The organism is Enterobacter sp. BIDMC109, assembly GCF_001037885.1.
Classification (GTDB): domain Bacteria; phylum Pseudomonadota; class Gammaproteobacteria; order Enterobacterales; family Enterobacteriaceae; genus Enterobacter; species Enterobacter hormaechei_C.
This window is the reverse complement of the sequence record NZ_KQ090002.1, coordinates 1,296,359-1,320,972: the sequence shown is the minus strand read 5'-3', so window position 1 is coordinate 1,320,972 and position 24,614 is coordinate 1,296,359. Positions and strand designations below refer to the sequence as shown.

Sequence of the window (24,614 nt, the reverse complement as noted above, 5' to 3'; positions counted from 1 at the left end):
AGCCTCCGTGGCCTTTCAAAAAATGACCGGGCATCTCGCGCCCGGCTACAGAGGCGGCGATGTTAAGAAATCACGGTGAATGTTACTGTGAATCAACGCACAGATTGTTACAGAAATATGACAGAATGCGCAAAAAAGCGCATGAAATCACGTTTCACTTTCGAATTTCGCGCGTTTATGTTCGAAATCAAACAAACCACACGATCAATGTGGCTAAATGCTAAAAAACGAACATAGAGGAAAGGCAATGACAATTCACGATCCACGCTTCAGCGATGTGATTATCATTGGCGGTGGCGCGACGGGTGCCGGCATCGCACGCGACTGCGCCCTGCGGGGATTGAGCGTCACGCTTCTGGAACGCCACGATATCGCCACCGGCGCGACGGGACGTAATCACGGTCTGTTGCACAGCGGCGCCCGCTATGCGGTCACTGACGCTGAGTCAGCACGCGAGTGTATCGCTGAAAACCAGATCCTCAGGCGCATCGCCCGCCACTGCGTTGAACCGACCAACGGTCTTTTTATCACCCTTCCAGAAGATGACCTCGGCTTTCAGCAAACCTTTATCACCGCCTGCACGGCGGCAGGCATTCAGGCCGAGGCGATCGATCCTGCGCAGGCGCGCCGTCTTGAACCCTCGGTAAACCCGGCGTTACTGGGCGCGGTAAAAGTACCGGACGGAACCGTTGATCCTTTCCGCCTGACCGCCGCCAATATGCTCGACGCGCGGGAACATGGCGCCCAGATCCTGACCGGGCATCACGTCACCGGGCTTATTCGTGAAGGTAATAGCGTGCGCGGGGTGCGCGTGTTTGATGCGCAGTACAACGAACACCGCGAGCTGTATGCCGCCGTCGTGGTCAACGCGGCGGGGATCTGGGGCCAGCGCATCGCGGAATACGCGGACCTGTCGGTGCGCATGTTCCCGGCGAAAGGCTCGCTGCTGATCCTCGACCACCGCATCAATAACCATGTCATCAACCGCTGCCGTAAACCGTCTGACGCCGATATCCTCGTGCCGGGGGACACCATTTCGTTAATCGGCACGACCTCAATGCATGTGGACTACAGCGAAATTGATTACAACCGCGTCACCGCTGAAGAGGTGGATATCCTGCTGCGCGAAGGGGAAAAGCTGGCCCCGGTGATGGCGCAGACGCGTATTCTGCGTGCCTACGCGGGCGTGCGTCCCCTCGTCGCCAGCGATAACGATCCGAGCGGGCGTAACGTCAGCCGCGGCATCGTGCTGCTCGATCACGCCGAACGCGACGGCATGGACGGGTTTATCACCATTACCGGCGGCAAGCTGATGACCTACCGGCTGATGGCCCAGTGGGCCACCGATGCCGTCTGCCGTAAGCTCGGCAACACCGCACCGTGCGTGACGGCGGAACAGGCTCTGCCCGGCTCGCAGCAATCGACAGAAAAAACGCTGCACAAAATCATTTCACTCCCTGCCCCGCTTCGCGGTTCGGCGATTTACCGTCACGGCGACCGCACCCCAACCTGGCTCGGTGAAGGGCGACTCAGCCGCAGCCTGGTGTGCGAATGCGAAGCCGTGACCGCAGGCGAGGTGCAGTATGCCGTGGAAAACCTGACGGTGAACAACCTGCTCGATTTACGCCGCCGCACGCGCGTCGGGATGGGCACCTGTCAGGGGGAGCTGTGCGCCTGCCGTGCCGCCGGGCTGCTGCAACGTTTTCACGCCACCACGTCAACCCAGTCGCTTGCCCAGCTCAGCGATTTTTTAAACGAGCGCTGGAAAGGCATTCAGCCCGTCGCCTGGGGCGATGCCCTGCGCGAAAGCGAGTTTACCCGCTGGGTCTATCAGGGGCTTTGCGGTCTGGAGAAGGAGCACAACCATGAAATTTGATACCGTGATTGTGGGTGGGGGGCTGGCGGGCCTGCTGTGCGGCCTCAAACTGACGCAGCGGGGTCTGCGCTGCGCCATTGTCACTCGCGGTCAGAGTGCCCTGCACTTCTCTTCCGGCTCGCTGGATTTACTGGGCGCGCTATCGTTCGCCGATCTGCCGCCTGAACATCCCTACCGCCTGACGGGCGCAGAGAATATGGCCCGCTTTGCCTGCGAAACCGAACACCTGCTCACCACCTGCGGCGCACGCATGCAGGGTGACGCCGAGCAAAATCATCAGCGCGTCACGCCGCTCGGCACCCTGCGCGCCGCCTGGCTTAGCCCGGAAGAGGTGCCTGTCGCCCCCATCGCTGCCGAGCGCGTGCGGGTGGTGGGGATCAGCGGCTTCCTCGATTTCCAGCCACATCTGGCCGCCGCGTCTCTCAGACAGCAGGGTGTTCAGGTGGATACGGCGGAGATTGATCTCCCCGAACTCGACGTGCTGCGCGAAAACCCCAGCGAGTTTCGTGCGGTGAACATTGCCCGCCTGCTGGATAATGAAAGTTATTGGCCGCAGCTGTACGCGGCGCTTCAACCGCTCGGCAAGACCTGCGACGCCCTGTTTATGCCCGCCTGTTTTGGCTTAACGGACAACCGGCTCTGGCGCTGGCTCTCGGCGCGCCTGCCCTGTACGCTCGGTTTACTGCCGACGCTCCCCCCTTCCGTGCCCGGCATTCGTCTGCACACCCAGCTTCAGCGTCAGTTTGTTGCCCAGGGTGGCGTCTGGATGGCAGGCGACGAGGTGAAAAAAATCACCCTGGCTGAGGGCGCGGTAAGCGAAATCTGGACCCGCAACCACGGCGACATCCCGCTTCGCGCACGCTTTACGGTGCTGGCAAGTGGCAGTTTCTTCAGTAACGGTCTGCTGAGCAGCCGGGATGGCGTGCGTGAGGCGATCCTCGGTCTGGACGTCCGGCAAAGCGCTTCCCGCGCGGACTGGTATCAAAGCGATTTCTTCACCCCGCAGCCCTGGCAGCAGTTCGGCGTGATCGTCGACAGCCAACTGCGCCCGCGGCTGGGCGGGGAACCGGTTGAAAATCTTTACGCCATCGGCTCGGTTCTGGGCGGGTACGATCCCGTGGCGCAGGGCTGCGGTGGCGGCGTCTGCGCCGTCACTGCGCTGCATGTCGCGGAGCAGATTCTCCAGCGCAGGGAGGGAGCACAATGAACGACACCCAATTTGAAAGCTGTATCAAATGCACGGTCTGCACCACGGTTTGCCCGGTCAGCGGCGTCGATCCGCGCTATCCCGGCCCGAAACAGGCCGGTCCCGACGGGGAGCGTCTGCGCCTGAAGGATGGCGCGCTCTACGACGAGGCGCTGAAATACTGCATCAACTGCAAACGCTGCGAAGTTGCCTGCCCGTCGGACGTGAAAATAGGCGATATCATCCAGCGCGCCCGCGCCCGCTACAGTACGCAAAAACCGACGCTGCGTGACGCGATACTGAGCCACACCGATCTGATGGGTAGCCTCTCGACGCCTTTCGCGCCGGTCGTCAATGCCGCCACCGCCCTGAAGCCGGTGCGCAGGCTGCTGGATGCGACGCTCAAAATCGACCATCACCGCAGTCTGCCGAAATATTCTCACGGCACCTTCCGCCGCTGGTTTAAATCCGTGGCGGCAGAACAGGCGCAGTTCTCTGAGCAGGTCGCCTTCTTCCACGGCTGCTACGTGAACTACAACCATCCGCAGCTGGGAAAAGACCTGCTGAAAGTGCTGAACGCCATGGGAACGGGCGTTCAGCTGCTGAGCAAAGAAAAGTGCTGCGGCGTTCCGCTGATTGCCAACGGTTTCATCGACAAAGCGCGCAAGCAGGCGAGCAGCAACGTCACCTTTTTACGCGAGGCGATCGTCGACAAAGGCATACCGGTACTGGCGACGTCGTCAACCTGTACCTTCACGCTGCGCGATGAATATCCGCATCTGCTGGATGTAGATAACACCGGCCTGCGCGAGCACATTGAGCTGGCGACCCGTTTTCTCTGGCGCAAACTGGACAGCGGGCAGACGTTACCGCTGGGCAAATTGCCGCTGAAGGTGGTGTATCACACGCCATGTCATATGGAGAAGATGGGCTGGTCGATCTATACGCTTGAGCTGCTGCGGCTGATACCGGGGCTGGAGCTGACGGTGCTGGACTCACGCTGCTGCGGCATCGCAGGCACGTACGGCTTCAAGCGTGAAAACTACCCAACGTCACAGGCCATTGGCGCGCCGCTGTTCCGGCAGATTGAAGAGAGCGGCGCAGATATCGTGGTGACGGACTGCGAAACCTGCAAGTGGCAGATCGAGATGTCCACCAGCAAACGCTGTGAACATCCCATTACCTTGCTGGCAAAAGCTCTGGCGTAACCGTTGCCGGGGACGCGGCCCCGGCACACTCTCACTCCACGAACAGCGATTCGACGACGTTGATCCAGCCGTGCTCGCTGGCGACCTCTTTCCCGTTCAGCCAGCGGCGCAGCATGTTCAGCGCCATCATCGCGCACACCTCCTGACGCACGGCCAGGCTGTGGCGGGTAATGCTCATCCTGACCCGCAGGGCGTGCGTCCCTTCCGGCGTTGCCAGGGCAAAGTTGAGGTGCTCCTCATCCAGCCCGCCCACAAACAGCGCCAGCCCGGCGAAATGCTTCACTCTGCGCTCGGACGCCCAGCGCGCCGTCTGCGCCAGCGTCTCCTGCTGGAACGGCACCACTTCACTGGCCAGCAGCGGCGCACCCGCCCGGGTAAGCTGAAGCGCCAGAAGCCCACCGGTAAACTGCTCGCTTAACGTCACGCTCAACTGGCGGGACTGCAAATGCGCTGCGATCTGCGCCGGCAGCCCTTCCGTTCCTTCGAAAATCAGGCTTTCCCCGGCGACGCGCTGCACTTCCGGCCACAGCGCCAGCATGGCGGCTTTCTCTGACGCCGGTCCGGTCAGCTTCAGTTCAATAATCGGCATGGAGGAGCGATAGCCCATCGACACGCCAGGAGGCAGTTGCAGGTGATCGAGGCTCTGGGCCAGATCGCTTTCCGAGCGACCAAAGGTGGTCAGACGCAGGCACAGCGGCGGTTCAGGCAGCGTAAAGCGCGCGCGCAGGCGCGGCAGGATCTGCTGCTCGACCATCACTTTAAATTCCGACGGGACGCCCGGGGTGAAGAACATCAGGCAGCGGTTCAGCTGAACGGCAAACCCGCAGGCGGTGCCGACCGGGTTATCAATCAGTTCCGCGCTGGCGGGAATTTCAGCCTGCTTGCGGTTGCTGGGGGCCATCACGCGGCCACGCCCGGAGAAAAAGCGCTCCATCTGTGCCAGCCACGCCTCGTGCAGAACCAGGCCTTCGCCTTTGGCCGTGGCGGCGGCCAGCGCGCTGAGATCGTCGCTGGTGGGTCCCAGCCCGCCGTTCACAATCAGCACGTCGCAGCGTTCGCTGCGCTCGCGCAGAACGTTGACCAGCGACTCAAGATTGTCACCTACGGTGTTGCGGCGCGTTAACGGTAATCCTTGCTCAAAGAAGAGATCGGCGAGCCAGGCGGCATTGGTATCAATGATTTGCCCATGCAGCACTTCGTCGCCAGTGGATAACATTTCCACATTTATCATTGTGTTCTCCCATTTCAATGGTCAAAACACTATAGCGCAATCGAGGACCGGGGGAAGAGAGAAACTGGCGCGACTGAACGCCGCGCCGAGAGGATTAGAAACCGGCGCTCACGCCAATGTACGGGCCGTCTGCCAGGGCGTTGTCGCGGTTGCCGTCTTTACCGGCCAGGTTCAGATAGCGATAGCCCGCTTCGATGGTGATCGGACGCATGATGGTCCAGCGCGCGCCGGCATTAGCTTCCTGATAGCTGTCGATACCGCTGGAGAGGGAATCCGGGGAGTAGTAGTACTCACCGAACAGGCCAAAGCTGTCGCCAATTTTCCACTGCAAGCCGCCGCCCACTGCCGCCGCGTAGCCTTCGTCGCCGTCGTTCGGGTTGGTGTAAATGCCTTTACCGCCGACGGTCGCCAGGAAGGGACCCAACGGCACGTTGAAGCCGAGGCCCAGGCTTGCCGCATCCCCATCGTCGTCGTTGTGCGTCCAGCCGCCGGTCATTGCCAGGCCTGCGCTATCCGTGCCAAGACCAAAGCCCAGATGGGTATAATCTTGTCCCGCCGAGCCGTTGAAGGAAATTGCGTTTGCCGCTGCTGAAACAAACATCAGGCCGCTTAAGCCCATTAATGCCACTTTTTTCATTGTCGTGATCCCGCACAATTTATTCAGAGATGTCCAAAAACCGCGAGATTTTAACCTGACTGCCTGTGTGATCAATGGACTCCGCGTGCGGCGGGCAATTAGTTTGTAACGATTTGATAATATCGGCATTTATACCTGCATCAGAAAGCGCATTTTCACGCTCAGCCCACCCAGATTTTCACTGGGCATCAGCTGAAGATGGCTGCGGTGCAGGCGGGCAATATCGTTAGCCAGCGCCAGGCCAATGCCGGACCCGGCGGCATCGCCCACGTTATCCAACCGATGAAACGGCAGCATGGCCTGGGAGATCTGGTCTTCAGCAATGCCCGGTCCGCTGTCCTCCACGCTCAGCTCAACGGCATCGTTAGCCGTGCGCAGGTACACCGTCACGACGCCCTGCTCCGGTGTGTATTTGATCGCGTTCTCCAGCAGGTTGGCGCAAAGTTCGCCCAGCAACACGTCATCCCCCTCAATCATTACCGGCTGCTGTACGCCGTCATAACCGAGATCGATACCCTTGCTGCGCGCCTGCGCCAGCCGGGAAAAGCAGCAGTTTTGCACCACCTGTACCAGATCGACAGGCGCAAACTGTCGCTCCCCCTGCTCTTTTCGCTTCACCGCCGAAAGCTGCAACAGCCTTTCCGTCAGCACGATGGTGTTATCCAGCGTGACGTTCATCGCCCGTAAGCTCTCCTGCCACAGCGCCGGATCGTTACGCGTCAGGGCAACCGATACCTGGGTTTTCAGCACCGCCAGCGGCGTTTTGAGCTGGTGTGAGGCGTCGGCGTTAAAGCGCGCCTGCCGCGAAAGTACGCCGCGCAACCTGTCGATATAGCGGTTAAATGCCACAATCAGCAGCCGCGTTTCCGACCAGGGCAGCAGCTCCGGCAGCGGAGCCAGCAGCCCCGGCTCACGGCGCACCATCAGGGACGAGAGCTGCCGCATCGGGCGCAGCACGCGACGCAGCAGCCACGCGGTCAGGACCAGCGTCAGCAGCACCAGCAGCCCCTGCGACACGAGCGAGGAAAACAGCAGCTGAGTGGCCAGATAGCGCCGCGACTGCAACGTTTCGGCGACGTAGATCTCCGCCATCCCGAACACACTGTCCTCGTTAACCGGCTGGAGCAGCTTCGCCACGCGGATCGCCTGCCCGCGATACTCGGTATGATAAAACCAAGCCAGCGCCGGATAGTGTGTAGTGCGCGACGTGGAGGGAGGCATATTCGGCAGATCGTCGTAGCCGGAGATCGTCCGCCCGTCAGGGTCCACGACCTTGTAATAGAGGCGATCGTTCATGTTCAGCTCGAAGCTGTCGAGCACGACCCAGGGCACGTTCACCTGGAGTTTACCGTTGTGCACCACCAGCCGCTCTGACACCGTGCGCGCCGAGGATAACAGCGTGCGGTCATAGGCCTGCGTCGCCGCCTGTAGCGCGCTAACGTAGCTGTTAAAGGCTGACAGCCCCCATAACAGCAGCAGCGGCAAACCCAGAAAAAGCAAAAGTTGCAGGTAAAGCGACTGCGGCTTAACCCACCTCATCGCCGCACTCCAGCACGTAGCCCAGCCCCCGGAGGGTAATGATCCGCACCCCGCTGCCGGTCAGCTTCTTACGCAGGCGGTGAATATAGAGATCGATGCTCTCGGGGCTGACGTCGTCGTTCAGGCTGAATACCTGGTCGAAAAGCTGTTGCCGGGAGACGGGACGGGTCCGGCGGTGCATCAGCACCTTCAGCAAAGAGAGTTCGCGCGGCGTGAGGGAAAGGGGTTCATCGCGCAGCAGAAAAAAGCCTTCATCATCGTACTCCAGCTCTCCCAGCCGCTGGCGCTCCTGGGTTCGTCCTTCGCTGCGGCGCAGCAGCGCGCGCAGGCGGGCATCAAGCTCCTCCAGCTCGAACGGTTTCGGCAGGTAGTCATCCGCCCCGGCATTCAACCCCTTCACCCTGTCTGCCACGTTGCTGCGGGCGGTAAGAAACAGCACCGGCAGCGTCTGCCCGCGTTTTCTCAGGCGATGCACCACCTCCAGCCCGTCGAAGCCGGGCATGCCGATATCAAGGATCGCGACGGCATAGTTTTCTCCCTGCAAAAGATGATCGGCCGCCCGTCCATCGTTGACGCAATCCACGGCAAATCCGTTTTGTACCAGCGCTTTTTCCAGCCAGTGAGCCAGCTCACGATTATCTTCCGCCAGTAAGAGACGCATATCACATCCTGTAAAGTTGGTGTCGCAGTGAAAGGGAAATGAAAGGTTATTGTTTTAACAATCACGCAACGGAACCGCTACAAGGTGGTTCACATAATCAGAAAAAATACACCCGTACCCGTACTCCCGGTTCTCCGGCGTGAGGATAAACGATGAAAAAACAATTACTTTCTACCCTTGCTGCAAGCGTATTGCTGTTGAGTGCCTCTGTCGTCCAGGCGCAAGACGCGCCATCCCGTACCGAATGTATCGCCCCGGCCAAACCCGGCGGCGGCTTCGACCTGACCTGTAAGCTGATTCAGGTCAGCCTGCTGGAGACGAAGGCCATCGAGAAACCGATGCGCGTCACCTACATGCCCGGCGGCGTGGGCGCGGTAGCCTATAACGCCATCGTCGCGCAGCGCCCTGCCGAAGCGGGCACCGTGGTGGCCTTCTCCGGCGGTTCGCTGCTGAACCTGTCGCAGGGGAAATTTGGTCGTTATGACGTGAATGACGTGCGCTGGCTCGCCACCGTAGGCACTGATTACGGCATGATCGCCGTGCGCGCGGACTCCCCGTGGAAATCCCTGAAAGATCTGCTGACCGCCATGGAAAAAGATCCGAACAGCGTGGTCATTGGCGCGGGCGCCTCTATCGGCAGCCAGGACTGGATGAAAGCCGCGCTGCTGGCGCAGCAGGCCAAAGTGGATCCGCACAAGATGCGTTACGTGGCCTTTGAAGGCGGCGGCGAGCCGGTGACGGCGCTGATGGGCAATCACGTCCAGGCGGTATCGGGCGATCTCAGCGAAATGGTGCCCTACCTGAGCGGGGATAAGATCCGCGTGCTGGCGGTCTTCTCGGAAAACCGTCTGCCGGGCCCGCTGGCAGACGTCCCAACCGCCAAAGAGCAGGGTTATAACCTGGTCTGGCCGATCATCCGCGGCTTCTTCGTCGGGCCAAAAGTGACCGACGCCGAGTACCAGTGGTGGGTGGATACCTTCGCAAAACTTCAGCAAACCGAGGAGTTCAAAAAACAGCGCGATCTGCGCGGGCTGTTTGAGTTCAACCTGAACGGCAAGCAGCTGGACGAGTATGTCAAAAAACAGGTGAATGACTACCGCGAACAGGCGAAAGCCTTTGGTCTGGCGAAATAACCGGAGGCGCTATGAGCGATCGCATTTTTGCCGGGATATGGCTGCTGCTCTGCATTGGTGGCATGTTCGTCGCCTGGCAGATCCACAGCGAATACAGCTATGAACCCGTGGGGCCACGCCCCTTCCCCGTCGGCATTGTCGGCCTGATGCTGCTCTGCTCGGTGGCGCTGCTGCTGCGCCATCCGGATACCGTGGAGTGGCCGCCACGCCGTACGCTGCAACGTCTGCTGGTAATGGTAATTGTCCTGCTAATGTACGCGTGGGGCTTTGAGTGGCTCGGCTTCCCGATTGCCACCGCCCTGCTGACGATGGTGATTGGCATACTGTTTAACGCCTCGCTGCCTGCGGCGGGGATCTCCGGGGTCGTACTGGGCATTTTACTCTGGTACGCCTTCGACCGCCTGCTGGACGTGACCCTGCCACTCGGCGCATGGTTTAACTAACGGAGCACGCTATGGATACCTGGATCTATCTCTCTCAGGGGTTCGCGGTAGCGATGACCCCGGAAAACCTGGTGATCGCCCTGATCGGCTGTTTCGTCGGGACCATCGTCGGCCTGCTGCCGGGCCTTGGGCCTATCAACGGGGTGGCGATTTTACTGCCGCTGGCCTTTGCGCTGCACCTGCCTGCGGAATCGGCGCTGATCCTGCTGGCGACGGTTTATATCGGCTGCGAATACGGGGGGCGTATTTCCTCGATACTGCTTAACGTGCCCGGCGATGCCGCCGCCATTATGACCGCGCTGGATGGCTACCCGATGGCGCAGCAGGGACGCGGCGGCGTGGCGCTCTCTATTTCCGCCGTCAGCTCGTTTTTTGGCTCCCTGATCGCCATTGGCGGCATCATCCTCTTCGCCCCGGCGCTGGCCCAGTGGTCGCTGGCGTTTGGTCCGGCCGAGTATTTTGCCCTGATGGTGTTCGCCATCGCCTGTCTCGGCAGCATGATGGCGCAGAATCCGCTGAAGTCGTTTTTGTCTGCGTTGATTGGCCTCAGTCTGGCGACCGTCGGCGTGGATGCCAACACCGGGGTTTATCGTTTTACCTTCGACAGCGTTCATCTCTCCGACGGCGTGCAGTTTATCGTCGTGGTGATTGGTCTGTTCTCTGTCTCAGAAATCTTACTGATGCTGGAGCATACCAGCAGCGGGCAGACGCTGGTGCGTAAAACCGGACGTATGCTCTTTAATGCCAAAGAGGGGGCGCAGTGTATTGGCGCCACCCTGCGTTCGTCGGTGATCGGTTTCTTCGTCGGCATTCTGCCCGGCGCGGGGGCTACTATCGCCAGCGCCATCACCTACATGACCGAGAAAAAGCTGAGCGGTAACAGCGACAGCTTCGGCAAAGGCGATATCCGCGGCGTGGCGGCGCCGGAGGCGGCGAATAACGCCTCGGCCTGCGGCTCGTTTATCCCGATGCTGACCCTCGGCGTGCCGGGCTCCGGCACCACGGCGGTAATGATGGGCGCGCTGACGCTCTATAACATCACCCCGGGTCCGGCGATGTTTACCGAACAGCCCGATATCGTCTGGGGTTTGATTGCCGCCTTGCTGATCGCCAACGTGATGTTGCTGGTAATGAACATCCCGCTGATCGGCCTGTTCACCCGCATGCTGACCATTCCCCTGTGGTTCCTGGTCCCGGCCATCGCCGCCGTCTCTGCGGTTGGGGTGTACGCGGTGCACAGCACCACCTTCGACCTGGTGTTGATGGTGCTGCTCGGCGTGCTGGGCTACATTCTGCGCAAGATGCACTTCCCGATGTCGCCGCTGATTTTAGGGTTTGTGCTGGGGGAAATGCTGGAGCAGAACCTGCGCCGCGCCCTCTCCATCAGCAATGGCAACATGGGGATCCTGTGGGAGAGCAGCGTGACGAAGATCCTGCTGGCAATGGCGATTATGGTGATTGTCGTGCCGCCGGTGCTGCGCTGGATCCGTCGACGCCAGCACAAACCGCAGCCGGATATCGGCTGATTAGCCCCTCAACAGGGCATTGACCCACTGCTTTAACGCCTGGCGGGAGATTTTAATCCCGCCATTTTTCAGTTCTGACGGCAGCGCCAGCCAGTGTACCGGCTGCTCAAAGCGCGCCAGCCTGCCCTGAACCCACTCCGGCAACAGCGTGATATCCGTGCCCGGCTCGCATTCCACTACCGCCACCGGACGTTGCCCGTACTCGGCATCATCCAGCGGAACGACAAACGCCTGGCTTACCTGCGGATGCGTGGCGATAACGCGCTCCAGCGCTTCGGGCTGGATCCCTTCTCCGCCGCTGAAAAAGAGATTGTCCATTCGGCCCAGAATGGTCAGGCGTCCGTCATGCCACTCGCCGCGATCGCGGGTGGCGAACCAGCCCTGCTCATTGACCAGCGGCAATAATGCGCCGTCTCGCCAGTAGCCCGCCGCCATGCTTTCCGCCCGGATCCAGACTTCACCGTTCACCACCTGAACGTCTCTGCCCGGCAGCGCGCTGCCCACGTCCGGCGCGCCGTCGGCCTCTTTGGCGCAGACGGTGGAGGCGAACTCGGTCAGACCGTAACCGCAGAACGTACGGATCCCCTGCTCGCGCGCCTGTTCGGTCAGCGCAACGGGGATTTCCGCCCCGCCGAGCAGCACGGCTTTCAGCGCGACGGGATGGTGTGAATTAAGCAGCCGCCACAGCTGCGTTGGCACCAGCGAGGCGTGGGTACAGCCCTGTAGCGCCTGCTCCAGCGGCTGTTTTTCACGCACGGTGAGACGGCCTCCGCCCTGCAACCAGCGCCACAAAATCCCCTGACCGGAGACGTGAAACAGCGGCAGAGAGAGCAGCCAGTCGTCGCTACCGCCGTAAGGCATCAGCGCCAGCACGCCCTTTGCGCTGGCAAGGTGGGCGGCACAGGTGTGCACCGCCGCTTTCGGCAAGCCGGTGGAGCCAGAGGTGAGCGTCATTGAGGCCAGCCGTTCTGCCCGCCACGTGACGCCGCCCTGCCCCTCGCCCTCTCTTAATACCAGACCGGGCAGACCGTCATACTCACCGTTAAGCACCAGCGCAAAGCGCAGGGTCATCTGCGGCAGGAGGACGTCCAGCAGCGGACGGGGAAGCTGAGGGTTCACCGGCAAAATGCGGGCGCCGCACTGAAGCAGCGCCAGCCAGGCCAGCAGGGTCTGCGGGTGGTTGTGGGCGAGCAGCATGACGCCGTCACCGTCCGTAACGCCCTGAGACTGAAAACCGGCTGCGAGACGATCGATACGCTCGCCCAGCTGAGACCAGCTGAGCGTTATATCGTCTAAACGCAGCGCAAGTTTATCGGCACGCCGGGTGCGCCAGTGCCGCCACGGCCAGTCGGTAAAACTCATCGCAGTGGCTCCAGCGCCCCGACGTCGAGGCACGGCAAGGTGCTGCCAGGCCACTGGCGAATCAGCTGGGCCTGCATCAGGTTTAGCGTATCGAGACCGGGAACGGTGTCCGGCGTTAACCATGCAGCGATGCGCGCCAGCTGCGTCAGGCCGAGGCTGGATTCGATGGATGAACTGATCACCGCCGTCAGCCCTGCGGCATGGGCCGCCGCAACCTGCTCGCGCACCTTGTCGAGGCTGCCGGTCAGCGTTGGCTTAATCACCACGGCCCTGACGCCCGGCTCGGCGGCAAACGCGAAATCGGCTTCGCGCAGGCTCTCATCCCAGGCAATGGCGATGCCGGTTTCCCGGGCGAAGGCGCGAGAGTCGTCGCGCGTTTTGCACGGCTCTTCAAGAAACGCGATGCGGCTGCGGTACGCCGGGTTGACGTACTTCGCAAACTGCTGCGCCCTGAGCGGCGTCCAGGCGCGGTTGGCGTCCAGGCGCAGGTGCAGATCGGGAATGGCTTCCAGTAACAGGTTAACCACCATTCCGTCGCGCACCGCTTCGTACAGGCCAACCTTTATTTTCGCCACCTTCTCGCCAGGCATCGCGGAAAGGAGCGCGAAAAGTTCATCCGGATCGCCGGTACAGAGCGGCGCGGCGCGATAATTCGCCGCGTCCGGCAAACTGCCGTCCAGCTCTGCCAGCGCACAGCTGATGCCGAACGCGGCGGAAGGAATGTCCGGCAGCGCCGGATCAGCCCCCTCACGCCATTCATGCGCCCAGGCCATCAGCGCAGCCTGCGCCTCGTCCAGCGTTTCCAGGCTAAAGCCCGGAAGCGGGGCGATTTCGCCCCACCCTTCCCGCTCGCCCTGCCGAAGATGCACGAAAAAGCCGTCACGGGTTTTTAACCGCCGTTCACGCAGCACCACGCCCGCGTCCATCGGTATCTGCCAGCGGTAAACCTGCGCGCAACGCATTACGGGTTCCGTTTGTATTTGCTGAAGTCTGGCTGGCGTTTTTCGTTGAACGCGTTGCGCCCTTCCTGACCCTCTTCGGTCATGTAGAACAGCATGGTGGCGTTACCCGCCAGCTCCTGAAGGCCCGCCTGACCGTCACAGTCGGCGTTGAGAGCCGCTTTCAGGCAGCGCAGCGCCATTGGGCTGTTTTGCAGCATTTCGCGACACCAGCGCACGGTCTCTTTTTCCAGATCGGCGATCGGCACCACGGTGTTAACCAGCCCCATATCCAGCGCTTCCTGGGCGTTGTACTGACGGCACAGGAACCAGATTTCGCGGGCTTTTTTCTGACCGACAATGCGCGCCATATAGGACGCGCCCCAGCCGCCGTCGAAAGAGCCGACTTTCGGGCCAGTCTGACCGAAAATGGCATTTTCCGCCGCGATCGTCAGGTCACACATCATGTGCAGCACGTGACCGCCGCCGATGGAATACCCTGCCACCATCGCGACCACCGGTTTTGGACAGGTGCGGATCTGGCGCTGGAAATCCAGCACGTTCAGGTGGTGCGTGCCCGCATCATCCTGGTATCCGCCGTAGTCACCGCGGACTTTCTGATCGCCGCCGGAGCAGAAGGCTTTCTCCCCTTCCCCGGTGAGGATGATGACGCCGATAGTGTCGTCGTAGCGGGCATCCGCCAGCGCCTGGATCATCTCTTTTACGGTCAGCGGACGAAATGCGTTGCGCACCTGTGGACGGTTGATAGTAATTTTGGCGATACCATCGGCGGATTTGTGGTAACGAATGTCGGTGTAGCCTTCGGAGCAGTCCTGCCATTCAACCGGCGCGTAAAGCATGTGTTCATCAGGATAGATCATAGCGTGTCCTTTGTTCGATAACGCAGTATCTGAGCCAGACTCGCGGCAACCGCGTCCGGGTTGTCCCGGTGGGCGTTGTGTCCGGCGTGAGGGATAGCATGACGCGTGGCGTTAAGTTCAGCGGCGATAGCTGCAAACTTCCCGTCACGTTCGCCATAGAGATAGTCAAAAGAAAAATCACGCGCGATGAGCGCGGGACGTAAATCAGGCTGAACGGCAAGCGAGGTGGCCTCCAGCATCTCTGCCAGCCTCGGGCCGTTGTTCCGGCTGCGCAGCGCGATCAGCGCCCTGCGCTGATCATCCGTAAGTGAGGCAAAGACCGGCTGTTGATACCAGTCGGCAAAGACGGCCTCCAGCGGCTCACTGCGAAACCGTGACGCCCAGCGGCGGTCAGAGATCAGCCGGGCCTGGCGCGCATCGGCGTCTTGCAGGCCCGGGTGTCCACCTTCCACAATCACCCCGTCTAACCCCGCAGGATGCTGGCAGGCATGGAACATCGCAATGCGGCCGCCGAGGGAGTACCCCACGAGCCAGTATCTTAGTATGTTGTAACTAACAAGGGTATGCGAGAGCAATTCACTTACCTCTGCAAACCCCGTCACGCCCGTATCCGCTGAACCACCGTGCCCGGGCAGGTCAAGGTAGAGCCGGGGGTAGTCATGCAGCGACGCCCCGACAGCCTGCCACTCGCGACAGTCGCCGGAAAAACCGTGCAGGAAAACCAGCCAGGGGTAGCCTGGTTTTCCTGGCTGGGAGAAGCCTGCGAGGATCACAGGTGACTCACCTGCGCAAGCAGATGTTGCAGCTTCTGCGCGCCGTCAGCATCGTTTACCACCAGCTCAATCAGCGTCGCACCAGGCTGCCGCCAGGCGGTGTTCAGCGCCGTCTCCAGCGCGTCCCAGTTTTCCGGGCGATGGTACTTCAGGCTGAACATGGCGGCGGCGTGTTCGAACTGCACGTTTTGCGGCATCAGATAGAAGCGCTCACGCTCGCTTTGCGGCGTCGGCAGCAACGAGAAAATCTGCCCGCCGTTATTGTTCACAACAATCAGCACGAACGGGGCCGACGCCCGACGCAGGAGCGCCAGCGCGTTGAGATCGTAGAGGGCTGAGAGATCCCCCACAATCGCCAGCGTGGATTTCGCGCTGGCCCGCTGTACGCCAGCGGCGGTGGAGATCAGGCCGTCAATGCCGCTCGCGCCCCGGTTGCTGTACACCGGATAACCCGCCGGCAGCTGCGAAAAGGCGTCAATCAGGCGCACCACCAGGCTGTTACCGACAAAAAGTTGTCCCTGCTCGGGAAGATATTTGCGGATACGGTGCGCCAGCCCGGCTTCACTGAACGCCTCGCACTGCGCTTTGGTGAGTTCCCACGCCTGACGTGACAGCGCCGGGATCTCCACCGCCCAGGGTTTGCGTTTTTCCGCCGGATGCAATTCCAGCCAGCTGTCAATGTTGCTCACCAGGCGGCGGCCGCGATGGTGCGCCGGGTCAAGGCGTCCTTCGAGCGGATCCACCAGCCAGTACTCTTCTGGGGTACAGGTGGCCTGCCACTGGAGCAGACGCTTCCCCGTCAGGCTCGATCCCAGCTGGACGACAATCTGCGCCTGCGCCAGCTCGGTAACCGCTTTCGCGTTACCCAGCCAGAGGTCGGCGCAGGGCAGCGGCTGGCCCGTCTGGGAAAGCACGTCACCAATCAGCGGCCAGCCAAGCGTTTGTGCCCACTCCGCCGCCAGCTTGCCTTCCGCCGCACTCATCCGCCCGGCAATCACCACGCCGCGCTTCTGGCGCCAGAAGAACCAGTCGCGCTGTTTTGCGCTTTCCAGATGCGTCTGCTCGCGCAGCCAGGGTTTTTCACTCTCCCACCAGTCTCCCAGCTGCTGTTGCCAGACGAGGCCAGTATCGTTCATTTCACCGTACAGCGGCTCGGCAAACGGGCAGTTAATGTGCAGCCCGCCGCTGCGCAGTGCGTTCATGGCGTGGTCGAGGGTTGAGACCAGCCAGCTGGCGGGAATATCCTGGGTGGGGCGCGGCAACGAGACCGTCTGTGAAGGATGCGAGGCAAAAATGCCAGGCTGACGAATCGCCTGATTAGCACCGCAGTCAATAAGTTCCGGGGGACGGTCGGCAGTGAGTAAAATCAGCTTTTCGCCGGTTAATCCCGCTTCTATCAGCGCCGGATAGAGGTTCGCCACCGCCGTGCCGGAGGTGACTATCACCGCCACGGGCGCTTTGCTGACTTTCGCCAGCCCGAGCGCCAGATGGCCCAGACCCCGCTCATCAAAATGGGTGTGGTGAATAAAAGCCCGGTTTTCCGCGGCAGCAAGGGTGAGCGGCGTGGAGCGAGAGCCCGGGGCAATACACACATGCCTGACACCATGACGGGTCAGGGCTTCAAGGATCACCGCCGCCCAGCGTCGGTTAAAAGAACTTACTGACATGAGATTGTCCAGTATCAAGAATGCGACACAGTATAAATAATAGAAAAAGTCAGAATTTTGATATGAATCGGGATTGCACGAATCAGTATTAATCCCTTAGGAGAAGGGAACGCAGCCCGGCGGCCTTGTTTTCGATCTCCTGCCACTCCTGCTCCGGATCGGAGCCGCTGACGATGCCCGCCCCCGCATAAAGACGCAGCGCAGCGTCGTGAACGCGGGCGGAGCGTAATGCCACACAGAATTCGCTTTGATCGCGCGATAAATAGCCCGCCGACCCGGCGTACCACTCCCGGTCAAACGGCTCCACTTTCGCAATAAATTCTCGCGCCGCCTGTCGCGGCAGCCCGGCCACCGCCGCCGTCGGTTGCAGAATATGCAGGCACTGCTCGTCGTCAGGCTGTTTAAGTTCGGTCCAGATACAGCGACGTAAATGCTGCACCTTGCGCAGACGCAGCACCTGCGCAGGCAGGATCTCCAGCGTCCGGGTATGGTGCTGAAGACGCTGGCAGATATCTTCCACCACCAGCATATTTTCCCGCTGATTTTTGTCGTCGTTCATCAGCCAGTCGCCCAGACGCTGAGCCTGCTTATCGTCAGAATGGCTGGCGACGGTGCCTGCCAGCGCTTCAGTGCGCAGCAGCGTGCCGCGTCGCCGCCACAGGCGTTCAGGCGTCGAGCCGAGGAACGCGTTGCTGGCGTCAAAGACCATACAAAAATGATAGCAGTTGAGGTTTAGCGCGCGGCTGGCAGCCATCAGCGCGATGGCGTTCACGGGCTGCTGGCAATGCACGTCTGTAGCACGTGCGAGGACCACTTTCTCAAAATCGCCGCGAGCAAGGGTATCCGTCGCCTGACGAATCAACGCCAGCCATTCCGGTTTTTCCGGATGATGGGTTTCCTGCACAATCTGCACGGACAACGGGCGGATCGGCGCGGCGTCGCGCAGGTTATCGACAAAATTCAGCGCCTCACGGGCATCTTCCCGCAGCGACGTTTCGCTCCACAGTTGCAGACGCAGCGTGGCGACCCCGCCAGACCGTCGCCAGAGAAGGCGCGGTAAAAACAACTTGCCCTGCGCCGGGTTGAAGGCGTTCAGGCCGCAGATACGGGTGTCATTGGCTACGTCGTGGGTGTGCAAAAACCGCGAGGCCGAGGCCAGAGAATCGAAATGGGCGAGGCTTCCGAGCGCGGCAAGTTCTTCATCACCGCTGCGCTGTTGCCAGTAAAACTGAGGATAGCATCGCTGCACACCGAGCCAGGCCAGCGGATCGAAGGCGTCGTTTAACGGGAAAGAGACATCGAAATGGCGTAAACCGGGTGTAGCTGGCAATGCTTGCGCAAGCTGAGTATGCAGGCTTTGCAGCGCGAGGAAAATCGAGTGCACGCGAACCTCTCCCTGTTAAAGCCTTATATTATACGGGGTACTGACGATAAATAGCAGTACCCACGTGTAGGGAGTGGTTTACCGGCTTAACGACGGGCTAACAGCAGACCCAGCACCAGCCCTACGGCCGCACCGACCCCAATGCCCTGCCACGGTTTTTCATGCACATAATCGTCGGCACGATAAACCGCCTGCTTGGCGCGGTAGTAGTAATTGTCGGATGCGTTACTGACGCGGTTTTTCACGTCATGCAGCGCCTGCTCGGCGCGGGCTTTGAGCTCAATGTACTTCTGATCGGCAGGATCGCCTGAAGAGCGCAGCACTTCTTCCAGCGTTTCGCTTAGCAGCGTCAGGTCGTCGTCGACTCGGGTATCCCAGGATTGAAATGACATATTTTTCTCCATGTTAGTACACCAGTCCGGTAACTATAGACAACGTATTGCTATTGCGCCTGTTTCGCTTCGCGTGCCATGCCGATGTGTGGGATGCCGTCTTCGTCGTAAATGTCCGTGACCGGGGTAAAACCAAAATGGCCATAGAATGATTGCAAATGCGCCTGCGCGCCCAGGTATAACGCCTTGTCCGGCCACTGTTTCTGGCATGCGTCCAGCGTTTTTTCCATCAGCTGATAGCCCAGCTTTTCACCGCGCGCGCGGCCGCTGATAATGACGCGCCCAATGACGACAGGGTCAAAATCCTCTTCGCTTTTCAGAATCCTCGCATACGCCACCAGCTCGTTATCGCGCCAGCCGAGGATGTGCCGGTTATCGCCGATCAGGTCATCGCCGTCGATATCCTGATACGGGCAGGTTTGTTCAACCACAAAGACTTCGCAGCGCAGCTTGAGCAGGGCGTAGAGTGAATGCACGGTCAGTTCGCTGTGGTGTAGATCTTGCCACTGGATCATGTGTTTCTCCTTCCTGGTGTTCATCACGTTATACTAAACCCCTTCCCATTCGGCAAAGGGCTGATTGCGTTATGGAACTGATTTTTCTGGGTACGTCCGCCGGGGTGCCAACCCGCTCACGAAACGTGACGGCGATTCTGCTGGATCTTAAGCATCCTATCCGCGGTGGGCTGTGGCTGTTTGACTGCGGCGAGGGTACGCAACATCAGCTGCTGCATACCTCATACCACCCGGGGAAAGTGGATAAAATATTTATCACCCATCTGCACGGCGACCATCTGTTTGGCCTGCCGGGCCTGCTGTGCAGCCGTTCGATGGCCGGTAACGCTAACCCGCTGACCATTTATGGCCCCGCGGGTATTCAGGAATTCGTTGAAACCACGCTGCGCCTGAGCGGCTCGTGGACCGATTATCCGCTGGAGGTGTTAGAGATCGGCGAGGGTCTGGTGTTCGATGACGGAGATTACCTGGTGCGCGCTTACCCGCTTAACCATCCGGTGGAATGCTACGGCTATCGCGTTGAGGAGCATGACAAGCCCGGGGCGCTGAACGCAGCCGCGTTGCAGGCCGATGGGGTGAAACCAGGCCCGCTGTTCCAGCGTCTGAAGCACGGCGAGACCGTCACGCTGGAAGACGGGCGCGTCATCAACGGTCAGGATTACCTCGCCCCACCGCAGCCGGGCAAAAAACTGGCTATTTTTGGGGATACCGCCCCCTGCCCTTCGGCGCTCAGGCTTGCCAGAGGTGTAGATGTGATGGTGCATGAGGCGACGCTGGAAGCGGCGATGGAAGAAAAAGCCAACAGCCGGGGGCACAGCTCTACGCGTCAGGCGGCGCAGCTGGCACGTGAGGCTGGCGTCCGGAAACTGATTGTTACTCACGTCAGCTCACGCTATGACGTCCGCGGCGCTGAAAGCCTGCTGGCAGAGTGCCGGGAAGTATTTCCGGCATGCGAGCTGGCGGAAGATTTTGCTCAGGTCAGCGTTTAGTCCTTCATTTTTCCCTCAGCGTGCCGATAACGATTAAAAGGCCAGCATTTCTCTTGAGGGTAGAATGGATAATTTCCAGAAAGATATTGATGACAGGGCAAACCTGACCCTGTCCAACCGTTTTGAACTGTTGCTGTTCCGTCTTGGCACCTCTCTGAACGAAAATAAATCCGAGCTGTTCGGCATCAACGTGTTCAAATTGCGCGAAATTGTGCCGATGCCGACCTTCACCAAACCGGCGGGAATGAAGTCTCCGCTGATGGGGATGGTGAACATTCGTGACCAGGTGATCCCGGTGATCGATCTGGCCGCCGTCGCCGGCTGCAAACCAGCCACCGGGCTGAACATCCTGCTGATCACCGAATATGCCCGCAGCGTGCAGGCGTTTGCCGTGGAATCAGTGGAAAATATCATGCGTCTGGACTGGAAGCAGGTGCACGCCGCGGAAACCGCCGTCAGCGGTCGCTACATCACCAGCATTGCCTGTCTGGACGAGAAGACCGATACCAACGATCTGGCGATGGTGCTGGACGTGGAGCAGATCCTGTACGACATCACCCCGGCGAACCACGATCTGCACGCCACCCATCTGGAAACCACCAAATTCAACATCAAGCCTGGCTCTGTCGCGATTGTTGCAGAAGATTCAAAAGTAGCGCGCTCAATGCTGGAGAAGGGATTGCAGGCGATGGAGATCCCGGCCCAGCTGCATATCACCGGCAAAGACGCGTGGGAGAAAATCACTCAGCTGGCCGCGCAGGCACAGGCCGAGGGCGTTCCCGTTACCGATAAGATTGCCCTGGTATTAACCGACCTCGAAATGCCGGAGATGGACGGATTTACGCTGACGCGAAAAATCAAATCCGACCCGGTACTGAAAGATATTCCGGTGGTGATCCACTCGTCTCTTTCCGGCAACGCGAACGAAGATCATATTCGCAAAGTGAAGGCGGACGGCTATGTGGCGAAGTTTGAGCTGAACGAGCTGTCGTCGGTGATTGAAGAGGTGCTGGACCGCTCGATGAAGAAGATTGAAGGGCCGTTGATTAGCCGCAAGCAACTGGCTTAGTCGGGTGGCGCTACGCTTACCCGACCTACAGGACCCGTAGGCCCTGCAAGCGTAGCGCCGCTGGGCATGTTTTACTCTGTGCGGGCTGGTGCCCTCACCCCGGCCCTCTCCCACGGGGAGAGGGAGAAAACAATAAAAAACCCGCCGAGGCGGGTTTTTTGTTTTTACATCAGCGGCATCGCGCGCTGCACGATATCAATCAGCGGCTGCGGATAGATACCGAAGATCAGCACCAGCAGCGCGGAGATGAGCACCACAATGCCCCCCGCGCTGTACTGCCAGTTAGACGGCGCATCGCGGTTGAGCTGCTGAGGCGCGCTCAGGTACAGGCTCACCGCTACGCGCAGGTAGTAGTAGAGACCAATCGCGGAGCCGATAACGACACCCGCCGTCAGCCACCACAGACCCGCCTGCACACCGACGGCCAGCACGTAGAACTTACCGATAAAGCCCAGCGTCATCGGGATACCCGCCAGAGAGAGCATCATCACGGTCATTACCGCAGACAGAATCGGACGGTGCCAGAACAGACCACGGTAGGAGAACAGAGAATCCGCATCCGGGCCACGGTACGGGCTGGACATCAGGCTCACCACGCCGAACGCGCCAAGGCTGCTAAACAGGTAACCGGCCAGATAGACGCCCACAGTTTCCATCGACATCTCACCGCTTTGCAGCGCAATCAGCGCCACCAGCAGGTAACCCAGATGGGAGATAGAGGAGTAGCCCAGCAGACGCTTGATGTTGGTCTGGCTCAGCGCCATCAGGTTACCGAAGATGATGGACACGAACGCGATAATGCCCAGCACCACGCGGACCGCTTCGCTGTCGCCCACCGGGGCGTACAGGAACAGACGCATGACCACACCGAAGATAGCGATTTTGCTCGCCGTCGCCAGGAAGGTAGAGACCGGTGCAGGCGCACCCTGGTAGACGTCTGGCGTCCACAGGTGGAACGGAACCAGTGAGAGTTTAAAGCCAAGGCCAACAATCATCATGCCCAGACCCGCCAGCAGCAGCGGCTCATGCATCATGCCGTCGCCAAGGCTCTTACCGAGCGCCATGAAGGAGAGATTACCCGTCTGTGCGTACAGCAGCGCGATACCAAACAGCAGGAACGACGACGCGGCAGCAGACAGGATCGTGTACTTGATTGCCGCTTCCAGAGAGCGCTTCTGGCGGAAAGCGTAACCAATCAGGCCGAACAGCGGCAGAGAGATCAGCTCAATACCGAGGAACAGCGCGGCCAGGTGGTTCGCGTTCGCCAGCAGAATGCCGCCCAGTGCGGCAATCAGTACCAGCAGGTAAAACTCTTCTTTGTTGTCGTTGTACCCTTCAAGCCACGGGTACGCAAAGGTACAGGTTGCCAGGCTCGCCAGCAGCACCAGACCGGTGTAGAGCATGGCGTAACCGTCAACGCGCATCAGCGGCGTGACGTCCATCGCTCCCGCCTGGCCAACAAACCAGAGGGAAACTAACGCAGCGTTCAGACCCAGAACGGACAGGGTCGCATTCAGGAAGTGATTGCGTCGCCACGCAATGGAGAGCATCACAACCACCACCGTCAATCCGACGATCAGCAGCGGTAGCAGCGCGATCAGTTGTTGTGGAGTTATTGTCATGGCGAATTACGGCCTTGTAGTAGAAGCAGAATTAACAAACCACTGCTGGATGTTACCCATCGCGGAGTGCGAGGTATCCAGAATCGGCTGCGGATAGAAGCCCAACAGCACCAGCAGTACGACCAGCAGCAGGATGATGAACAGCTCACGCAGCGACATCCCCGGCAGTTCTTGTGCAGCAATTTCACTCTTCGCTTTACCGAAGTAAGCGCGGTGCAGCATCGCCAGCGAGTACACGGAGGCAAATACCAGACCAAAGGTGGAGATGACGGTGATCGTCGGTACCACGTTGAAGCTGCCGAACAGGATCATAAACTCGCCGACGAAGTTACCGGTACCCGGCATACCCAGGGTCGCCACCGCGAAGAACATGGAGAGCGCCGGCAGCCATTTCATTTTGCCCCACAGGCCGCCCATCATACGCATGTCGCGGGTATGCAGACGTTCGTACAGCTGACCACACAGGATGAAGAGACCGGCAGCAGACAGGCCGTGCGCAATCATCTGGATCACCGCGCCCTGGTATGCCAGCTGGCTGCCGGTGTAGATGGCAATCAGCACGAAGCCCATGTGGGAAACGGAGGTGTAAGCAATCAGACGTTTGATGTCGTACTGCGTGAAGGCCATCCATGCACCGTAGAAGATACCGATCACGCCCAGCCACATGGCAATCGGCGCGAACTCTGCGGAGGCGTTCGGGAACAGCGGCAGGGAGAAACGCAGCAGACCGTAGGCCGCCGTTTTCAGCAAGATACCCGCCAGGTCAACGGAACCCGCCGTTGGCGCCTGAGAGTGCGCGTCCGGCAGCCAGCCGTGCAGCGGTACGACCGGCATTTTCACCGCGAAGGCGATGAAGAAGCCGAGCATCAGCAGGTATTCCACACCGTGAGACATCGGGGTCTTCAGCAGGTCTTCGTAGTTGAAGGTCCACACGCCGGTCGCATTGTAATGCACAAATACCAGCGCCAGGATGGCAATCAACATCACCAGACCACTCGCCTGGGTGTAGATGAAGAACTTGGTGGCCGCCGTGATACGCGTTTTACCGTCGGATGCCTTGTGGCCCCACAGCGCGATCAGGAAGTACATCGGCACCAGCATCATCTCCCAGAAGAAGAAGAACAGGAACATGTCGATGGCCAGGAACACGCCGATCACGCCGCCCAGGATCCACATCAGGTTCAGGTGGAAGAAGCCCTGGTATTTTTCGATTTCTCGCCAGGAGCAGAGTACCGCCAGAACGCCGAGCAGACCGGTCAGCACCACCATCAGCAGCGACAGACCGTCAATCGCGAGGTGGATCGTAATACCGAAACGTGGGATCCACGGCAGAATGAACTCAGACTGCCACTGCGGAAGGCCCGCGGACTGGGTCAGTGAGTAGCCACCCTGCAACCAGAGTTGCAGACCAAGCGCGAGCGTCAATCCCATGGTGATCAGCGCGATCCAGCGCGGCATCTTCACGCCAAAGCGTTCGGTCTGCCAGCACAGGAAGCCGCCGATGAAGGGAATTAATATTAGCCAGGGTAGTAACATGGCGATTTTTATTCCTTGTTAAAGTCCCTCAGGGACCGATTTTCAA

Annotated in this window: 22 protein-coding genes; 8 read left to right on the top strand and 14 right to left on the bottom strand. The window is 60.1% G+C overall.

Annotation, left to right across the window (positions count from 1 at the left end):
• Nucleotides 1–247: 247 nt before the first annotated feature.
• From glpA to glpC, 3 genes are read left to right on the top strand one after another with little or no spacing between them, the layout of a single operon-like run.
• Complete coding sequence (gene glpA / locus SK62_RS06315) at nt 248–1,876, top strand: anaerobic glycerol-3-phosphate dehydrogenase subunit A (RefSeq protein WP_047365172.1); 1,629 nt, start codon at nt 248–250, stop codon at nt 1,874–1,876.
• On the top strand, nt 1,866–3,083 hold the full coding sequence (gene glpB, locus SK62_RS06310; RefSeq protein WP_047719283.1) for a glycerol-3-phosphate dehydrogenase subunit GlpB: 1,218 nt from the start codon (nt 1,866–1,868) through the stop codon (nt 3,081–3,083). The genes glpA and glpB overlap by 11 nt, the downstream gene beginning before the upstream one ends.
• Nucleotides 3,080–4,270, top strand: coding sequence for an anaerobic glycerol-3-phosphate dehydrogenase subunit GlpC (gene glpC / locus SK62_RS06305; protein ID WP_023304139.1), 1,191 nt, complete (start codon nt 3,080–3,082; stop codon nt 4,268–4,270). The genes glpB and glpC overlap by 4 nt, the downstream gene beginning before the upstream one ends.
• 31 nt (nt 4,271–4,301) lie before the next feature.
• Here the strand turns inward: glpC and SK62_RS06300 are convergent, their stop codons facing one another.
• The 4 genes from SK62_RS06300 to tctD form a co-directional block, all read right to left on the bottom strand.
• Entirely contained in the window at nt 4,302–5,501 is a 1,200-nt protein-coding gene (locus SK62_RS06300) for a nicotinamide mononucleotide deamidase-related protein YfaY (protein ID WP_017693016.1), read from the bottom strand.
• 94 nt (nt 5,502–5,595) lie between these two features.
• Nucleotides 5,596–6,138, bottom strand: coding sequence for a YfaZ family outer membrane protein (locus tag SK62_RS06295; protein WP_017383419.1), 543 nt, complete (start codon nt 6,136–6,138; stop codon nt 5,596–5,598).
• 129 nt (nt 6,139–6,267) lie between these two features.
• Nucleotides 6,268–7,677 (bottom strand): sensor histidine kinase, encoded by a 1,410-nt coding sequence (locus SK62_RS06290; protein WP_023304141.1) that lies wholly within the window; start codon nt 7,675–7,677, stop codon nt 6,268–6,270.
• On the bottom strand, nt 7,664–8,338 hold the full coding sequence (gene tctD, locus SK62_RS06285) for a transcriptional regulator TctD (RefSeq protein ID WP_006811361.1): 675 nt from the start codon (nt 8,336–8,338) through the stop codon (nt 7,664–7,666). The genes SK62_RS06290 and tctD overlap by 14 nt, the downstream gene beginning before the upstream one ends.
• Nucleotides 8,339–8,490: 152 nt before the next feature.
• Here tctD and SK62_RS06280 point away from each other — a divergent pair, with 152 nt between their 5' ends.
• From SK62_RS06280 to SK62_RS06270, 3 genes are read left to right on the top strand one after another with little or no spacing between them, the layout of a single operon-like run.
• Nucleotides 8,491–9,471 carry a Bug family tripartite tricarboxylate transporter substrate binding protein gene (locus SK62_RS06280; protein WP_023304142.1) on the top strand — a complete coding sequence of 327 codons (981 nt, stop codon included), beginning with the start codon at nt 8,491–8,493 and terminating at the stop codon, nt 9,469–9,471.
• 11 nt (nt 9,472–9,482) lie between these two features.
• Nucleotides 9,483–9,914 (top strand): tripartite tricarboxylate transporter TctB family protein, encoded by a 432-nt coding sequence (locus SK62_RS06275; RefSeq protein WP_003859443.1) that lies wholly within the window; start codon nt 9,483–9,485, stop codon nt 9,912–9,914.
• Between the two features lie 11 nt (nt 9,915–9,925).
• Nucleotides 9,926–11,440 carry a tripartite tricarboxylate transporter permease gene (locus tag SK62_RS06270; RefSeq protein ID WP_045141709.1) on the top strand — a complete coding sequence of 505 codons (1,515 nt, stop codon included), beginning with the start codon at nt 9,926–9,928 and terminating at the stop codon, nt 11,438–11,440.
• Here the strand turns inward: SK62_RS06270 and menE are convergent, their stop codons facing one another.
• The 8 genes from menE to SK62_RS06230 all read right to left on the bottom strand — a co-directional run bounded on the left by menE (nt 11,441) and on the right by SK62_RS06230 (nt 19,352).
• A complete protein-coding gene (gene menE / locus SK62_RS06265; RefSeq protein ID WP_045333677.1) occupies nt 11,441–12,802 on the bottom strand; it encodes an o-succinylbenzoate--CoA ligase in 1,362 nt (453 codons plus the stop codon). It lies immediately after the preceding gene.
• The gene (menC, locus tag SK62_RS06260; protein WP_017693010.1) at nt 12,799–13,764 is read right to left on the bottom strand and encodes an o-succinylbenzoate synthase; all 966 of its coding nucleotides are present in this window, start codon (nt 13,762–13,764) and stop codon (nt 12,799–12,801) included. The genes menE and menC overlap by 4 nt, the downstream gene beginning before the upstream one ends.
• Nucleotides 13,764–14,621, bottom strand: a complete 858-nt coding sequence (gene menB, locus SK62_RS06255; RefSeq protein ID WP_003859452.1) for a 1,4-dihydroxy-2-naphthoyl-CoA synthase — start codon at nt 14,619–14,621, stop codon at nt 13,764–13,766. Before menB ends, menC begins: the two co-directional genes overlap by 1 nt.
• The gene (menH, locus tag SK62_RS06250; protein ID WP_033487373.1) at nt 14,618–15,394 is read right to left on the bottom strand and encodes a 2-succinyl-6-hydroxy-2,4-cyclohexadiene-1-carboxylate synthase; all 777 of its coding nucleotides are present in this window, start codon (nt 15,392–15,394) and stop codon (nt 14,618–14,620) included. Before menH ends, menB begins: the two co-directional genes overlap by 4 nt.
• The gene (menD, locus tag SK62_RS06245) at nt 15,391–17,061 is read right to left on the bottom strand and encodes a 2-succinyl-5-enolpyruvyl-6-hydroxy-3-cyclohexene-1-carboxylic-acid synthase (RefSeq protein WP_023304148.1); all 1,671 of its coding nucleotides are present in this window, start codon (nt 17,059–17,061) and stop codon (nt 15,391–15,393) included. Before menD ends, menH begins: the two co-directional genes overlap by 4 nt.
• Before the next feature lie 88 nt (nt 17,062–17,149).
• Nucleotides 17,150–18,445, bottom strand: coding sequence for an isochorismate synthase MenF (gene menF / locus SK62_RS06240; RefSeq protein WP_047719284.1), 1,296 nt, complete (start codon nt 18,443–18,445; stop codon nt 17,150–17,152).
• Between the two features lie 86 nt (nt 18,446–18,531).
• Nucleotides 18,532–18,837 (bottom strand): stress response protein ElaB, encoded by a 306-nt coding sequence (gene elaB / locus SK62_RS06235; RefSeq protein ID WP_017693006.1) that lies wholly within the window; start codon nt 18,835–18,837, stop codon nt 18,532–18,534.
• Between the two features lie 50 nt (nt 18,838–18,887).
• A complete protein-coding gene (locus SK62_RS06230) occupies nt 18,888–19,352 on the bottom strand; it encodes a GNAT family N-acetyltransferase (protein WP_047719285.1) in 465 nt (154 codons plus the stop codon).
• 71 nt (nt 19,353–19,423) lie between these two features.
• On the opposite strand from SK62_RS06230, the gene rnz reads away from it, so the two are divergent.
• Nucleotides 19,424–20,341 carry a ribonuclease Z gene (gene rnz / locus SK62_RS06225; RefSeq protein ID WP_047719286.1) on the top strand — a complete coding sequence of 306 codons (918 nt, stop codon included), beginning with the start codon at nt 19,424–19,426 and terminating at the stop codon, nt 20,339–20,341.
• Nucleotides 20,342–20,405: 64 nt separating this feature from the next.
• Nucleotides 20,406–21,410, top strand: coding sequence for a chemotaxis protein (locus tag SK62_RS06220; protein WP_015572274.1), 1,005 nt, complete (start codon nt 20,406–20,408; stop codon nt 21,408–21,410).
• Between the two features lie 164 nt (nt 21,411–21,574).
• Here the strand turns inward: SK62_RS06220 and nuoN are convergent, their stop codons facing one another.
• Nucleotides 21,575–23,032, bottom strand: a complete 1,458-nt coding sequence (gene nuoN, locus SK62_RS06215) for an NADH-quinone oxidoreductase subunit NuoN (protein WP_015572273.1) — start codon at nt 23,030–23,032, stop codon at nt 21,575–21,577.
• 6 nt (nt 23,033–23,038) lie between these two features.
• On the bottom strand, nt 23,039–24,568 hold the full coding sequence (gene nuoM / locus SK62_RS06210; protein ID WP_003861498.1) for an NADH-quinone oxidoreductase subunit M: 1,530 nt from the start codon (nt 24,566–24,568) through the stop codon (nt 23,039–23,041).
• Between the last annotated feature and the right edge of the window lie 46 nt (nt 24,569–24,614).